At 73.2% G+C, this 13,871-nt stretch carries 13 protein-coding genes; 8 read left to right on the top strand and 5 right to left on the bottom strand.

Going from position 1 to position 13,871, the window contains the following annotated elements; translation table 11 throughout:
- Positions 1–134: 134 nt before the first annotated feature.
- Positions 135–770, top strand: a complete 636-nt coding sequence (locus IL992_RS08325) for a DUF3043 domain-containing protein (RefSeq protein ID WP_193202748.1) — start codon at positions 135–137, stop codon at positions 768–770.
- A gap of 28 nt (positions 771–798) precedes the next feature.
- Here the strand turns inward: IL992_RS08325 and IL992_RS08320 are convergent, their stop codons facing one another.
- The gene (locus IL992_RS08320; RefSeq protein ID WP_193202747.1) at positions 799–1,959 is read right to left on the bottom strand and encodes an SMI1/KNR4 family protein; all 1,161 of its coding nucleotides are present in this window, start codon (positions 1,957–1,959) and stop codon (positions 799–801) included.
- 65 nt (positions 1,960–2,024) lie between these two features.
- Here IL992_RS08320 and IL992_RS08315 point away from each other — a divergent pair, with 65 nt between their 5' ends.
- Positions 2,025–3,023, top strand: a complete 999-nt coding sequence (locus IL992_RS08315; RefSeq protein WP_193202746.1) for an aldo/keto reductase family protein — start codon at positions 2,025–2,027, stop codon at positions 3,021–3,023.
- A gap of 97 nt (positions 3,024–3,120) precedes the next feature.
- Here IL992_RS08315 and IL992_RS08310 read toward each other — a convergent pair whose 3' ends face one another.
- Positions 3,121–3,327 (bottom strand): hypothetical protein, encoded by a 207-nt coding sequence (locus tag IL992_RS08310; RefSeq protein ID WP_193203047.1) that lies wholly within the window; start codon positions 3,325–3,327, stop codon positions 3,121–3,123.
- Positions 3,328–3,492: 165 nt separating this feature from the next.
- Between IL992_RS08310 and IL992_RS08305 the strand changes: the two genes are divergently transcribed.
- On the top strand, positions 3,493–4,539 hold the full coding sequence (locus IL992_RS08305) for a bifunctional adenosylcobinamide kinase/adenosylcobinamide-phosphate guanylyltransferase (protein WP_193202745.1): 1,047 nt from the start codon (positions 3,493–3,495) through the stop codon (positions 4,537–4,539).
- A gap of 279 nt (positions 4,540–4,818) precedes the next feature.
- Positions 4,819–5,760 (top strand): adenosylcobinamide-GDP ribazoletransferase, encoded by a 942-nt coding sequence (locus IL992_RS08300; protein WP_193202744.1) that lies wholly within the window; start codon positions 4,819–4,821, stop codon positions 5,758–5,760.
- A gap of 18 nt (positions 5,761–5,778) precedes the next feature.
- Here the strand turns inward: IL992_RS08300 and IL992_RS08295 are convergent, their stop codons facing one another.
- The 3 genes from IL992_RS08295 to IL992_RS08285 are packed head-to-tail and all read right to left on the bottom strand — an operon-like array spanning position 5,779 to position 8,113.
- Positions 5,779–6,708, bottom strand: coding sequence for a CPBP family intramembrane glutamic endopeptidase (locus IL992_RS08295; RefSeq protein WP_226872562.1), 930 nt, complete (start codon positions 6,706–6,708; stop codon positions 5,779–5,781).
- Positions 6,708–7,721, bottom strand: coding sequence for a DUF1648 domain-containing protein (locus IL992_RS08290; RefSeq protein ID WP_193202743.1), 1,014 nt, complete (start codon positions 7,719–7,721; stop codon positions 6,708–6,710). The genes IL992_RS08295 and IL992_RS08290 overlap by 1 nt, the downstream gene beginning before the upstream one ends.
- Entirely contained in the window at positions 7,718–8,113 is a 396-nt protein-coding gene (locus tag IL992_RS08285) for a GntR family transcriptional regulator (RefSeq protein ID WP_193202742.1), read from the bottom strand. Before IL992_RS08285 ends, IL992_RS08290 begins: the two co-directional genes overlap by 4 nt.
- A 136-nt stretch (positions 8,114–8,249) precedes the next feature.
- On the opposite strand from IL992_RS08285, the gene IL992_RS08280 reads away from it, so the two are divergent.
- The 4 genes from IL992_RS08280 to IL992_RS08265 all read left to right on the top strand — a co-directional run bounded on the left by IL992_RS08280 (position 8,250) and on the right by IL992_RS08265 (position 13,863).
- Positions 8,250–9,770 (top strand): leucyl aminopeptidase, encoded by a 1,521-nt coding sequence (locus IL992_RS08280; RefSeq protein WP_193202741.1) that lies wholly within the window; start codon positions 8,250–8,252, stop codon positions 9,768–9,770.
- 153 nt (positions 9,771–9,923) lie between these two features.
- Positions 9,924–11,303 carry a dihydrolipoyl dehydrogenase gene (gene lpdA / locus IL992_RS08275; protein WP_193202740.1) on the top strand — a complete coding sequence of 460 codons (1,380 nt, stop codon included), beginning with the start codon at positions 9,924–9,926 and terminating at the stop codon, positions 11,301–11,303.
- 33 nt (positions 11,304–11,336) lie between these two features.
- A complete protein-coding gene (sucB, locus tag IL992_RS08270) occupies positions 11,337–12,860 on the top strand; it encodes a 2-oxoglutarate dehydrogenase, E2 component, dihydrolipoamide succinyltransferase (RefSeq protein WP_193202739.1) in 1,524 nt (507 codons plus the stop codon).
- Between the two features lie 112 nt (positions 12,861–12,972).
- Positions 12,973–13,863: a TIGR01777 family oxidoreductase gene (locus IL992_RS08265; RefSeq protein ID WP_193202738.1), complete on the top strand. Its 891-nt coding sequence runs from the start codon at positions 12,973–12,975 to the stop codon at positions 13,861–13,863.
- Positions 13,864–13,871: the final 8 nt, after the last annotated feature.

Genomic DNA, 13,871 nt, shown 5'->3' with positions numbered 1-13,871 from the left:
CCCCTTCTCCAAGGTTGTGCGTGGGTGACCCCAGCCGTCTCAAGCCCCTTGTCAGGCGGCGTAGCCGCCTGGGTTCACCCTACGCATAACGCGCGAGGGCGTCACTAAGTTGCACTCCCGGTAGGCTGGGCGACGTGTTCCGACGTCGCACCCAGACCTCCGCGGAGGACTCCCCCGTCCCTGTAGAGGATCCTAAGCCCCACGGCACCCCGGGGAAGGGCCGTCCCACCCCGAAGCGGAGCGAGGCGCAAGGCCGCCGCCGCTCCCCGGTGACCGCTCCGGCCAACCGCAAGGAGGCCTACCGCCTGGCGCGCGAGCGCGACAAGGCGCTGCGCGTCAAGCAGCGCGAGGCCCTGCTGCGCGGCGACGAACGGGCGCTTCCGGCCCGCGACCGCGGCCCGGTGCGCAAGTTCGCCCGCGACTGGGTGGACTCGCGGCGGCTGCCGGGGCAGTACTTCCTGCCCGTCGTGTTCGTCATCATGCTGCTGTCGATGGTGCCGTTCCCGATCCCGATCCGCTCGGCCGTCATGCTGATCTACACGGCGTCCCTGCCGGTCGTGATGGTGCTCGTGCTGGCGAGTTCCTTCTACGTGGCCGCGAAGGTGAAGAAGGAGGCCGCCGCGAGGTTCCCGGGCGAGGACCTCAAGGGCGTGGGCTTCTACGCGGCGATGCGTTCGTCCCAGATGCGCCGCCTGCGCTTCCCCAAGCCCGCGGTCCTGCCCGGCGGCATCCCGGTCGCCCTCAAGAACACGGCAACCACGAAGAAGTGACCCGCACGGCCGCCTGACCTCGGCTGCCTCACTTCCACCCCAGGACGCCCTCGCGCACCACGGGGACCGACCCGTCCACGGGGCGATCGCCGGCGAGGGCGTCCGCGGTGCTCTTGAGCAGCGCGTAGTACGACGACCACTCGTCCTCGAAGTACGGCAGCTCCCAGTCGGCGAAGCCCACGCCGCCGGTGGCGGAGTTCGTCACGAGGTAGTCACCGAAGTCGGGTTCGTAGGCGAGGGGGATGCCTCCGCCCATCTCGCAGGCCTCCGGCCAGGACACGACGAGTCCGCGCGCACCCATGATCGCGTGCTTCGGCGGAAACCGGAACGCCGCCGCCCCTCGTGCGCCGTCGTGGCGCAGCAGTGAGGCCCGCAGCGAGTCGGGGATGGGCCTCCCGATCCTCGCCTCGGCCTTGGCCACCAGCCGGGGCCCGGCTGGCTTGTTCAGCGAGGCGTACGTCCTTGGCGCGTGCGCCTTCAGCCACTTCTCTATCCGCCGCCACTGGCGGTTCACCGCGGCTGTCACCCGGCGGGAGATCGGCCGTACGACAGGAGTCGTGGCCTTCTTCCGGACCGCGCACGTGGGAGCTGGGGACGGCGCCGGCCCTCCTGGCGCGGCCTCCGCGCCAGCGGGACCGGCGGACGGCGCGGAGTCCCACCCCACACCGCAACCGGACGGGAGACAGGACTCGTCGGGCCGGCCGGACGGCACGCGGCTCCCCGCCACCGGGCAACCGGCCGGGAGACAGGGCTCGGCGTGGTCTCGCACGTACGCCGTCCAGCCGAACGACGCCCCGGGCTCCGGGCCGAACACGGCGTTGTCCAGCATCTGCGCGCCGAGGGCCAGCAGGCCGAGCACGACGAGCGCGGTCGTCAGGCGGCGCGCCTTCCTCCCGCGCGGCCGCTCGATCCGGGGAAGCCCGTCGAGAAGCCGGGCGATGGGCGCGCCGCCCTCCGGCCGGTCGTACCTCTCGAGGTCCTCGCTCGTGGGCCATCCGAGCACGGGCTCAGGACCGGGCCGGACCGGGTCCGCCGGGCTCTCCCGCAGGGGGGCCGTGCGCGGCCCGGAAGGCACGGGCACGCCGGCATGGCGCCGGCGGGCGGCGACGACCAGCCCGGCGGCGACACCGGCGACCAGCGCAACGGCCAGAGCCAGCCGTACGGGGCGAGAAGTGATCAACCGGCGCACGCCGGGCACCCTACCGCGAACCATCCGGGAGGAGTGACGCGATGTCATGACCTAGGGTCGGACCCATGGAATACCGTCATCTTGGCCGCAGTGGCCTCATGGTCAGCGAGATCAGCTACGGCAACTGGATCACCCATGGGTCGCAGGTGGAGGAGGACGCCGCCGTCGAGTGCGTCCGCGCGGCTCTCGACGAGGGCGTCACGACCTTCGACACCGCCGACGTCTACGCCGGGACCAGGGCCGAGGAGGTCCTCGGCCGGGCGCTGAAGGGCGTGCGCCGCGAGTCACTGGAGATCTTCACCAAGGTCTACTGGCCCACCGGCGAGGGCAAGAACGACCGGGGCCTGTCCCGCAAGCACATCATGGAGTCGATCAACGGATCGCTCCGCCGGCTGCAGACCGACTACGTCGACCTCTACCAGGCGCACCGCTTCGACGTCGAGACGCCGCTGGAGGAGACCCTGCGGGCCTTCGACGACCTCGTACGGCAGGGCAAGGTGCTGTACGTCGGCGTCAGCGAGTGGTCCGCCGACCAGATCGCCCGGGCCTTGAAGATCGCCGACGAGATGGGCTTCGACCGGCTGGTGTCCAACCAGCCGCAGTACTCGATGCTCTGGCGCGTCATCGAGGCCGAGGTCGTGCCGCTGTGCGAGAAGGAGGGCCTGGGCCAGATCGTCTGGTCGCCGATCGCGCAGGGCGTGCTCACCGGCAAGTACCTGCCCGGCCAGCCGCCGCCGGCCGGGTCCCGCGCCACCGACCCGTCCGGTTCGGGCTTCATCGGCCGGTTGATGGACGACGACCTGCTGCGCCGGGTGCAGGACCTCAAGCCGATCGCGGCCGACCTCGGGCTCTCGATGGCCCAGCTCGCCGTGGCGTGGGTGCTGCAGAACCCGAACGTGTCGTCGGCCATCATCGGGGCCACCAAGCCCGAGCAGGTGCGCGACAACGTCAAGGCCTCGGGCGTGAAGCTCGACGCCGAGGTGCTGAAGAAGATCGACGACGTGCTCGGCCCGGTCGTCGAGCGTGACCCGGCCAAGACCGTCAGCCCGTCCGCGCGTCCCTGACACCGCCCCCGGTCCCGCCGGTTGTCTCCGGTCCGGCGGACCGGTGTCGTCGCGGGGGTCGCGACCGCACCCGTCGCGGTCCCGGCCCCCGCCCGGCTCACTCGGCGCGCAGGGACATCCCCGAGTATTCGACCCGCTCGTCCTCCATGAGCGTCACCTGCTCGACACCGGCCTCGAGCAGCTCGCGCCAGCTCTCCCCCAGCCACGACTCCGCGTCCGACTGGCTCGAGAAGATCTCCCGGGGCAGCGGCCGGTCCGTGATCTCGCCACCGTTCGCGTCCTCGTAACGCCACCGCCAAATCATCCGCACCCGCTCCTTCGGTTCCTCGCCGCGCCCGCACCGGGACTTCACGCCGGGGCCGGTGCGGCACAAAGACCGTGCAGCCGGACCCTATCCTCTCTTCCCGGCGTCCACTCCCCCGCCGGCGCGGGGCCGCCCGGCGACACGGACGCGGAGAGGCAGCGGCACATGGAGATCCGCCTGGAGGGAACCGGCGGCCCGGAGGGCTGGCCCGTCCCCGGCTGTCCCTGCGCGTCCTGCGGCCGGCTCGCGCCCGGCCACCGGCGTCCCACCTCCGTCCTGCTCGACGGCCGCGTACCGCTCGCGGACGCCCTCCTGCCCGACGGCTACCTGGTCCGCCAGTCGGCCGACGGCCGCGAGGTCACCGGGCCCGACGGCGGTCGGCTGCTGTACGCCGTGGGGCCCGCCACCGGCTCCCCCGGGCGAGACGCGGACGCGCCCTTCGACGTGGTGCTCATGGACCTGCCCGACCGGCCGGAGCGGCTGGGCGACCTGCGCCGGCGTGGGCGGGTCACGTCCGCGACGCGGATCATCGCGGTGCACCTCGGCCACCGCGTCCCGGCGGAGAGCGAACTGGCCCGCCGCCTCGAATCCTGGGGCGCGGCGGCCGTCCCCGACGGGACCGTCGTGGACACGGCGAGCGCGGAGGCGGTCCCGCGGGTACGGCCACGCCGGACGCTGCTGCTGGGCGGGTCCCGGTCCGGCAAGTCCGAGGAGGCCGAACTCCGCCTGGCCGCCGAACCCGAGGTGACCTACGTCGCCACCGGGCCCTCGGGCGGTGACGACCCGGCCTGGCTCGCCCGGGTGCGGGCCCACAGGGAACGGCGCCCTGCGCACTGGCGGACCGTGGAGACGACCGACCTCGTGGCCGTCCTGTCCGGTGGTTCGGGGACGTTCCTCGTCGACGGGATCGGCACCTGGCTCGCCGCCGTGTTCGACGAGTGCGCCGCCTGGCCGGACGGCACGCCCGCGGACGGCCACCGCGCCGCCCTCGGCCGGGTGGCGGAGCGGTGCGACGCGCTGACGGCCGCCTGGCGCGGCACCCGCGCCCGGGTGGTGGCGGTGAGCGACGAGGTGGGCCTCGGGGTGATCCCGGCGACCCCCGCCGGACGGCTGTTCCGCGACGCGCTCGGTCGTCTCAACCAGGCCCTCGCCCGCGAGTCCGAGGACGTCGCCCTGGTGGTCTCCGGCCGGGTCGTCCCGCTGCCCATATGACAACTACGATCTGCCCTCGTGCCCGGTGAACCCTCTCGCGTGAGCGAGCGAAGCGAGCGAACCAGCAAGCACAGTGCGATTCGCTCATGCGACTCCGAGCCGCCAGGCGAGGAGATGGCGTGAGCGAGCGAAGCGAGCGAACCAGCAAGCACAGTGCGATTCGCTCATGCGACTCCGAGCCGCCAGGCGAGGAGGTGGCATGAGCGAGCGAAGCGAGCGAACCAGCAAGCACAGTGCGATTCGCTCATGCGACTCCGAGCCGCCAGGCGAGGAGATGGCATGAGTGGCCCCGGCGCGGCCTGGCGGCTCGCGGTCGGGACCCTCACCGTCCTCCCCGTACGGCCGGTGGATGTCGACCGCGCCGTGGCGGGACGCGCCATGTCGCTGGCGCCCTTCGTCGGCGTGCTCCTCGGCCTGGCCGCCGCCGTGGTGCTCGAGGCCGCCGGTGCGGTGTCGGGCTCGCCGCTGCTCGGCGCCGCCCTCGCGGTGGGGGCCCTGGCGTGGCTGACGCGGGCCCTGCATCTCGACGGCCTCGCGGACCTGGCCGACGGGCTCGGCAGCGGCAAGCCGGCCGACGGCGCGCTGGACGTGATGAAGCGCTCCGACATCGGGCCGTTCGGGGTCGTCACCGTCGTGATCGCCCTGCTCGTGCAGGTGGCCGTGCTGTCGCGGGGCGGCACGGCCGCCTGGGTCGCGCTGGTGGCGGCCGCGGCGACCGGCAGGCTGGCCGTCACGTGGGCGTGCCGCGAGGGCGTGCCCGCCGCCCGTCCCACCGGCCTCGGCGCGCTCGTCGCCGGCACCGTACGGCGGGGTGCCGCGATCGGGGCCACCCTCGCGACGGCCGCCGTCGTGGCGGTGCTCGCCCTCGTGGCGGCCGCAGGCCCGTCGCTGCTGGAATACTGCTGGCCGTTCGGTCTGTCGAACCCCTTCGACCGCGCTTATCCCGACTATTCCGCCATAGCCCCCTACTCCGAGGGGACCTACGGGTACACCGTCTACTCGGGCCCGCGGCCCGCCGGGCTGCTGCGTCTCCTGTCGGGTGATCCGTATCTGACCACGGTGGCCGGTCTGCTGCTGGCGATGGCGGCCGGGCTCGGGGCCGCCGCGCTGCTGCGCCGCAGGGCCGTACGGCGGCTGGGCGGCGTCACGGGCGACGTGCTCGGCGCCCTGGTGGAGACGGCCACGACGGTGACGCTGCTGGCCGCCGTCCTGCTGGTGTGACGCTCGTGAACACGGATGTCAGCGCGGCGCGGTGACAGGACGCAGCCGGTAGACGACGAGGACGACCGCCGCGAGCAGCACCCAGCCGACGACCCCGGTGATCCCGGCGAGCGCCGCGTTCGGCGGCGCGGCCGCGTCGCCGAGGAGCAGCGCCAGGCCCGTCACGGCGTTCAACGAGCCGTGTGCGATGACCGCGGGCCACACGCTGCGCGAGCGCAGCCGCATCCAGCCGAGCAGCGCCCCGAAGATGACGCAGAAGCCGACGAACAGCGCCGCCGCCCAGGCGCCGAGCGCCGGGTAGTTGTAGCCCTTCAACGTGAGGGGAGCGTGCCAGAGACCCCAGATCACCCCGGACAGCACCAGCGCGGGCCGCACACGGCGGGGTCCCGGCGCGGACGAGACGGCCGGGTCGCCGAGCAGGCGCGGCAGCAGCCAGCCCCGCCAGCCCCACTCCTCCCCGAGCGCGGGGATCGCGTTGAGGAACGGGGCGATCAGCACGGCCTGCACGAACTGCAGGGCGTACACGACCCGCGGGTCCAGCGGCACCTTGTCGAGGGTCGCGCCCAGTTGCGCGCGGAACAGGCTCAGCCCGGCGAAGTCGAGGCTCACCACGCCGGCGGCGGCGCTGACCAGGAGGGCGACCGCCACGAGAAGCGGCACGCCGAGCAGCGCCGCCACCAGGAGCGCGGCCGTCCCGCCCCGATCCGGTCCGAGCGTGAGCCCGGTCGCCCGCGCCCATTCCCGCAGCGGCGTGCCGCGCCGCCGGGTGAGCCACACGGCCAGTACGCCGAGGGAGGGCGTCAGCATCATCAGCCCCCCGACCAGCGCGAAGGCCGGCGTGCCGAGCCGTACGGCCCCCAGCCATAGGGGCAGCGCGATCAGCCACGAGGCCCCGAACGCGACGAGGAGGAAGAGCCAGACATCGGCGTTGCGCCGGATCACGGTCATCACCTTTCTACGGAGGGGCGCTGCCGCGCGATGAGGGCGTTGAGCAGGGCGGCGCCGGCCTCGGCGTCGTCCACGCTGATGGCGAGCCGCCCGCCGGAGGTGTACCGCACGACCAGGCACTCGCCACCGCGGATCATGATCGTGGCCCGTCCCGGGAGGCCGCGGTAGCCCCATCCGCCCACCTGGGCCGGATACCGCTCCTCCACCCACGCCCGCTCGACGCGTTCCAGCCGCACCGTGCGCGAGGGCCACCGCAGCGGGCCGATCGACACGGTCAGCGCTTCGGGGACGACCCGCACCGAGACCGACGACAGCGCCAGACCGGCCACGCCCACCACGGTGAGCGGCACCACGGCGCTCCAGCCGCCGGGGAGCCGGCCGGACAGGGCCGTCCCCGCGAGCGCCACCGCTGCGGCGAGTGCCACGATCGCGAGCCAGGTCGCCCACGGCGCGGTGGTGGTGGAGACCCACACCGGTCGCTTTCCCGGGTCGAGGTCGATCAGCGGTCGCGCCTGCGGTGGCCCCGATGGGACGTCCGGGCCGTGCCTGCCGGCGAGCCAGCCCAGCGCCCCGAACGCGATCGGCGCGGCGACGACCACCGCCACCTGCCAGTTCAGGCCCGCCGCACGGGTCCAGTGGCCGCGGTCGAGGTTGGCGGCGATCGTGAAGGCCTGCGTGATGAGCATGAACCCGCCCGCCCAGGCCAGCCCGGCGCAGGACCAGGCGCGCGGCACCCGGCGGACCAGCGTGCGGGCCCGCGCCGTGACGCCTGTGCCGATCCCCGCGACGACGACCCACAGCACGACCAGAAGGAGCACGAAGGCCGCGAACGGCATGGAGCCGTCGGGCCGCCCGGACTGCCCCCAGTGGGTGGCCAGCGGGTCGGGCAGGCGATCGGCGTACGCCAGCGGCACCGCCACGAGCACGACGCCGACCAGCACGGCCCAGGCCGAGGCCGCCACCAGGAAGCGGGTGCGGAAGCCGGTGACGGAGCGGTCGTGCGGGTCGGTCATGCCATCTCCTTGCCGGAGTCCTTGTCGAGGTCCTTGTCGAGGTCCTTGCTGACGTCCTCGATGAGGGCGACGACGTCGTCCGCCGTGAGGCCGTATTCGGCGGCCTCGTCGAGCAGGTCGCGCGCACGCGTCCTGAGCGCCTCGCGGCCGTCCGGCCGCCGCAGCACGGACACCCCGCGCCCGCGGCGGAACTCCAGCAGGCCCTCGTCCCGCAGGTCGCGCAGCGAGCGCAGCACGGTGTTCGCGTTGACACCCAGCGCGTGGGCCAGGTCGCGGGCCGGCGGCAGCCGATCGCCGGGCGCGACATCCCCGGCCCCGATCGCGCGCCTTATGGCGGCGGCCACCTGTTCGTGCAGGGGCCGCGGATCGTTGAGATCGAGCGTGAGCAACATGATGCTATTGACATTAGCACCATACGTCCGGAAGATCGCGATGGTGCTAGTTTCAATGGCATCATCGAGATTACCGATAGGTAGGATGAACCCTCGTTTATGCGTAGCCGAGTAAGCCCAGCTAGCATCGGCTCACGTGACCACAGTGCGCATAAACGCATCTGACGCGGTCTCCATCGAGACCAGTGCTCTCATAATCGGCGTCCACACGACCCCGGAGGGTCCACGCCCGGCTCCCGGAGGCGAAGGCCTCGACCAGGCCCTGGACGGACGACTCGCCGAAATCCTCACCACAATGGGGTTCACCGGCAAGGCCGAAGAGGTTGTCAAGTTCCCGACTCTCGGGGCGCTACCGGCGCCCGTCGCGGTCGCCGTGGGCCTCGGCGACGCTCCGCAGGACGGCTCCGAGAACGGCTACGACCTGGAAACCCTGCGCCGTGCGGCCGGAGCGGCCGTCCGCTCCCTCGCCGGCACGGCGTCCGCCGCGCTCGCGCTGCCCGCCCGTACGGCCGCCGAGGCGGAGGCCGTGGCGCTGGGCGGGTTGCTGGGCGCCTACGACTTCACCCGATACCGCACCGGCGGTGACCGCAAGCCGCCGGTCGGCGAGCTGACCGTCCTGTCCGGCGCGGCCGGCGCCGAGGATGCCGTCGCGCACGCGGAGACGCTCGCCGACGCCGTCATCCTCGTCCGCGACCTGGTGAACACGCCGCCGTCCGACCTGTGGCCCGCGCGCTTCGCCGAGATCGCCCAGGAGACCGGCGGCGAGGCCGGCCTGTCGGTCGAGGTGCTGGACGAGGTCAGGCTCAAGGAGGACGGCTACGGCGGCATCATCGGCGTCGGCCAGGGCTCGGTCAACCCGCCCCGCCTGGTCCGCGTCGCCTACAGCCACCCCGAGGCGTCCCAGAAGGTCGCGTTCGTCGGAAAGGGCATCACCTTCGACTCCGGCGGCCTGTCGCTCAAGCCCTCCGCCTCGATGGACTGGATGAAGTCGGACATGGGCGGCGCCGGAGCCGTGTTCGGCGCGCTCGTCGCGATCGCCCGGCTGGGCCTGCGCGTCAACGCGGTCGGCTACCTCTGCCTGGCCGAGAACATGCCCTCGGGCAGCGCCCAGCGCCCGTCCGACGTCCTGCACACCTACAGCGGCAAGACCGTCGAGGTGCTCGACACCGACGCCGAGGGCCGCCTGGTGCTGATCGACGGCATCGCCCGCGCCGCCGAGGACGAGCCCGACGTGATCATCGACGTCGCCACCCTGACCGGCGCCCAGATCGTGGCGCTCGGATGGCGTACGGCCGGCGTGATGGCCAACGACGACGCCCTGCGCGAGGAGATCGTCCGCATCGCCGGCGAGCAGGGCGAGGGCGCCTGGGGCATGCCGCTGCCCGCCGAACTGCGCAAGGGGCTCGACTCCGCGGTCGCCGACATCGCCAACCTCCAGCCCGAACGATGGGGCAGCATGCTCGCCGCGGGCATCTTCCTGCGGGAGTTCGTCCCCGCGGGCGTCCGCTGGGCGCACGTGGACATGGCCGGGCCCGCGTTCAACAAGGGCGAGCCGCACGGCTACACGCCCAAGGGCGGCACCGGCGCGCTGACCCGCACGCTCGTCGCCGTCGCCGAGCGCTACGCGGGGAACGGCACGTCCGCGCAGGCTGTTTAACCAGAAGAGCCCGTGCGGGCTGTTCGAAAACGGAAGACGGCTCCGCCGCGGCAGGCCCGCGCGGGCCCGGGCCGGGGCCACGATCTTCCGGGACAAGTGAAAAGATGCTGCCGGGTCCACCCGGCGGTGTGAATACGACCAAGGAGCATTCCAGTGGCTGATGGCAGCGGCCCCTACGACATCGTCGTCCTAGGTGGCGGTAGCGGTGGTTACGCCTGTGCCCTGCGGGCGGCCGAGCTCGGCATGAACGTCGTCCTCATCGAGAAGGACAAGGTCGGGGGCACCTGCCTGCACCGCGGCTGCATCCCCACCAAGGCGCTGCTGCACGCGGCCGAGCTCGCCGACCAGGCCCGCGAGGGCGAGTCGTTCGGCGTCCGCACCCGGCTGGAGGGCATCGACGTCCCCGGCGTCCACGCGTACAAGGACAAGGTGATCGGGGGCCTCTACAAGGGCCTGGCCGGGCTCATCAAGAGCAAGAAGATCACCGTGGTCGAGGGCGAGGGCCGCCTGGCCGGTCCCAACCGCGTCGTGGTCGGCGACCAGGTGTACGAGGGCCGCAACGTCGTGCTGGCGACCGGCTCGGTGCCGAAGTCGCTGCCCGGCCTCGACATCGACGGCGAGAAGGTGATCAGCAGCGACCACGCGCTGGTCCTCGACCGCGTCCCGTCCTCGGTCGTCATCCTGGGCGGCGGCGTCATCGGCGTCGAGTTCGCCAGCGTCTGGCGCTCGTTCGGCGCCGAGGTCACGATCGTCGAGGCGCTGCCGCACCTGCTGCCGCTTGAGGACGAGTCCAGCTCCAAGCTCCTGGAGCGCGCCTTCCGCCGCCGTGGCATCAAGTACGAGCTGGGCGCCCGCTTCGAGAGCGTCAAGACCACCGACACCGGGGTCGTCGTCTCCCTGGAGAACGGCAAGACCCTCGACGCCGAGATCATGCTCGTCGCCGTCGGCCGCGGTCCGGTCTCGGCCGGCCTCGGCTACGAGGAGAACGGCGTCGCGATGGAGCGCGGCTACGTGCTCGTCAACGAGTTCTGCCAGACCAGCGTGCCGGGCGTGTACGCCGTGGGCGACCTGATCCCCACGCTGCAGCTCGCCCACGTCGGCTTCGCCGAGGGCATCCTGGTCGCCGAGCACATCGCCGGGCTGAACCCGGTGCCGATCGACTACGACGGCGTTCCGCGCATCACCTACTCCGAGCCCGAGGTCGCGTCGGTGGGCATCGCCACGTCGGTCGCCCGCGAGCGCGGTCACGACGTCGTCGAGCTGAACTACAACCTCGCCGGCAACGGCAGGAGCAAGATCCTGCAGACCCAGGGCGAGGTCAAGGTCGTCGCCGAGCGCGACGGCCGGGTGCTCGGCGTCCACATGGTCGGCAGCCGGGTGGGCGAGCTGATCGCGGAGGCTCAGCTGATCTTCAACTGGGAGGCCACGGCCACCGACGTCGCCCAGCTCATCCACCCGCACCCGACCCAGTCCGAGGCCCTCGGCGAGGCCATGCTGGCCCTGGCCGGCAAGCCGCTGCACGTCCACAACTGAAGCCCTCCTAGCGAACGCGAGAGAAGACACACCATGCCGGTCTCCGTAACCATGCCCCAGCTCGGCGAGAGCGTTACCGAGGGCACCGTCACACGCTGGCTGAAGAAGGAAGGCGACCGCGTCGAGGCCGACGAGCCGCTCCTCGAGGTGTCGACCGACAAGGTCGACACCGAGATCCCTTCGCCGTCCGCCGGCTACCTGACCAAGATCATTGTTGCCGAGGACGAGACGGTCGAGGTCGGCGCCGAGCTGGCCCTGATCGACTCCGAGGCGGGCGCCGCTCCGGCCGCCGCCGAGCCGGCGGCGCCGGCTCCCGCTCCGCAGCCCGAGCCCGAGCCGGAGCCCGCTCCGGCCCCTTCTCAGGCAGCAGCGCAGGCGGCGGCGCCCGAGCCCGCCCCCGCGGCGCCGATCTCGTCGATCCCGCAGCCCGCGCCCGCCGTGGTGACGCCGCAGCCGGTGCCCCCGGCGCCCGCGCCGGCCCCGCAGGCTCCGGCCCAGCAGGCCCCGGCTCCGCAGCCGCAGGCGCCCGCCCCGGCCGCGCAGCCGAGCGAGCCGACCCCGCTGCCGTCGGCCGGCGAGAGCCCGTACGTCACGCCGCTGGTCCGCAAGCTCGCCGCCGAGCACGGCGTCGACCTCGACTCGCTGACCGGCACCGGCGTCGGCGGCCGGATCCGCAAGCAGGACGTGATCGAGGCCGCCCGCGTCCAGCGCGAGCAGGCCGCCGCCGCTGCCGCCGCGCCCGCGGCCCCGCAGGCGGCGCCCGCCCCGGCCCAGGCGCCCGCCGCCCCGGCCGCCGCCGCGCCCGCCGCGTCGGAGGTGCGGGTGGACACCACGCTGCGCGGCCGTACGGAGAAGATGTCGCGCCTGCGGCAGACCATCGCCAAGCGCATGGTGGAGTCGCTGCAGGTCTCGGCCCAGCTCACCACCGTGGTCGAGGTCGACGTCACCCGCATCGCGCAGCTCCGCAACCGGGCCAAGGACGAGTTCCAGCGGCGCGAGGGCGTGAAGCTGTCGTTCATGCCGTTCTTCGCCTTGGCCGCGGTCGAGGCGCTCAAGCAGCACCCGAAGCTGAACGCCACGATCAACAGCGAGACCAACGAGGTCACCTACTTCGACGTCGAGCACCTCGGCTTCGCGACCGACACCGAGCGCGGCCTGCTCGTCCCGGTGATCAAGAACGCCGGCGACCTCAACATCGCCGGGCTCGCCCGTAAGATCGCCGACCTGGCCGAGCGCACCCGCACCAACAAGGTGAGCCCGGACGAGATCACCGGCGGCACGTTCACGCTGACCAACACCGGCAGCCGGGGCGCGCTGTTCGACACGCCGATCCTCAACCAGCCGCAGGTCGGCATGCTGGGCACCGGCGCGGTCGTCAAGCGCCCGGTCGTCGTGGACACCCCGGAGGGCGAGGTCATCGCGGTCCGCTCGATGGTGTACCTCGCGCTCAGCTACGACCACCGCCTGGTCGACGGCGCCGACGCGGCCCGCTTCCTCACGACGATCAAGCACCGCCTCGAGGAGGGCCGCTTCGAGGCCCAGCTCGGCCTGGCGTAGCCGTACGCCCGGGGGCGGCGCGAGCCGTACCGCCCGGACGCCACTGGGGCCGTCCCGCGCTTCGCGGGGCGGCCTCCCTTCGTTTCCGGGTAGTGACCGGTGCGTGGAGACGATGACGACAGTGGTGACGGGCTCCTCGGGGCTGCTCGGAACGGCCCTGGTGCGCGCCCTGCGCGCCGACGGGCACGAGGTGCGCCGCCTCGTACGGCGCCCGCCCGCCGGGCCGGACGAGCGCTTCTGGGACCCGGCGGGCGGCGTGCTCGACCCCGGGGCGCTGGAGGGCGCGGACGCCGTCGTCCACCTGGCCGGCGCCGGGATCGGCGATCGCCGGTGGTCCGAGGCGTACAAGCGGGAACTGGTGAACAGCCGGGTCGGCGGCACGCGCACCCTCGCCGAGGCGCTGGCCCGCGCCGAGGGCGGACCGCGGGTGCTGCTGTCCTCCTCCGCGATCGGCTTCTACGGCGACACCGGCGACCGTGCGGTGGACGAGTCGGGGCCGGCCGGCGCGGGCTTCCTGGCCGATCTGGTACGCGGCTGGGAGGCCGCCACCGCGCCCGCGGGAGAGGCGGGCGTGCGGGTGACGCCGCTGCGCACGGGCGTCGTGCTCAGCGGCCGGGGCGGCGCGCTCGCCCGGATGCTGCCGATCTTCAAGATGGGCGCGGGCGCCGTGCTCGGCAGCGGCAGGCAGTACGTCTCGTGGATCTCCCTGCCCGACTGGGTGGACGCGGTCCGCTTCCTGCTCGCGCACGAACTGGCGGGGCCGGTGAACCTCACGGCTCCCGAGCCGGTGACCAACGCCGAGTACACCGCCGCGCTCGCGAAGGCGCTGCGACGCCCGACGATGCCGCTGCCGGCCCCGCGCCTCGCGCTGCGCCTGGCGCTCGGGGAGTTCGCGGAGGAGGCCCTGCTCGCCGGTCAGCGGGTGCTCCCCCGGCGGCTGCTCGACGCAGGTCACCGGTTCGCCCATCCCACCATCGGTGAGGCGCTGGCCGCCGTACTCTAAAGAGTCAT

This window comes from Microbispora sitophila (assembly GCF_014892245.1).
GTDB classification, from domain to species: domain Bacteria; phylum Actinomycetota; class Actinomycetes; order Streptosporangiales; family Streptosporangiaceae; genus Microbispora; species Microbispora siamensis.
Note: the sequence above shows the minus strand (reverse complement) of the source record. Positions and strands in the feature narration are given on the sequence as shown.

Coding starts and splice junctions, on each gene's coding strand:
- IL992_RS08315 (WP_193202746.1), top strand. CDS start 2,025: ATGGAATACCGTCATCTTGGCCGCAGTGGCCTCATGGTCAGCGAGATC.
- IL992_RS08310 (WP_193203047.1), bottom strand. CDS start 3,327: ATGATTTGGCGGTGGCGTTACGAGGACGCGAACGGTGGCGAGATCACG.
- IL992_RS08305 (WP_193202745.1), top strand. CDS start 3,493: ATGGAGATCCGCCTGGAGGGAACCGGCGGCCCGGAGGGCTGGCCCGTC.
- IL992_RS08300 (WP_193202744.1), top strand. CDS start 4,819: ATGAGTGGCCCCGGCGCGGCCTGGCGGCTCGCGGTCGGGACCCTCACC.
- IL992_RS08295 (WP_226872562.1), bottom strand. CDS start 6,708: ATGACCGTGATCCGGCGCAACGCCGATGTCTGGCTCTTCCTCCTCGTC.
- IL992_RS08290 (WP_193202743.1), bottom strand. CDS start 7,721: ATGACCGACCCGCACGACCGCTCCGTCACCGGCTTCCGCACCCGCTTC.
- IL992_RS08285 (WP_193202742.1), bottom strand. CDS start 8,113: ATGTTGCTCACGCTCGATCTCAACGATCCGCGGCCCCTGCACGAACAG.
- sucB (WP_193202739.1), top strand. CDS start 11,337: ATGCCGGTCTCCGTAACCATGCCCCAGCTCGGCGAGAGCGTTACCGAG.
- IL992_RS08265 (WP_193202738.1), top strand. CDS start 12,973: ATGACGACAGTGGTGACGGGCTCCTCGGGGCTGCTCGGAACGGCCCTG.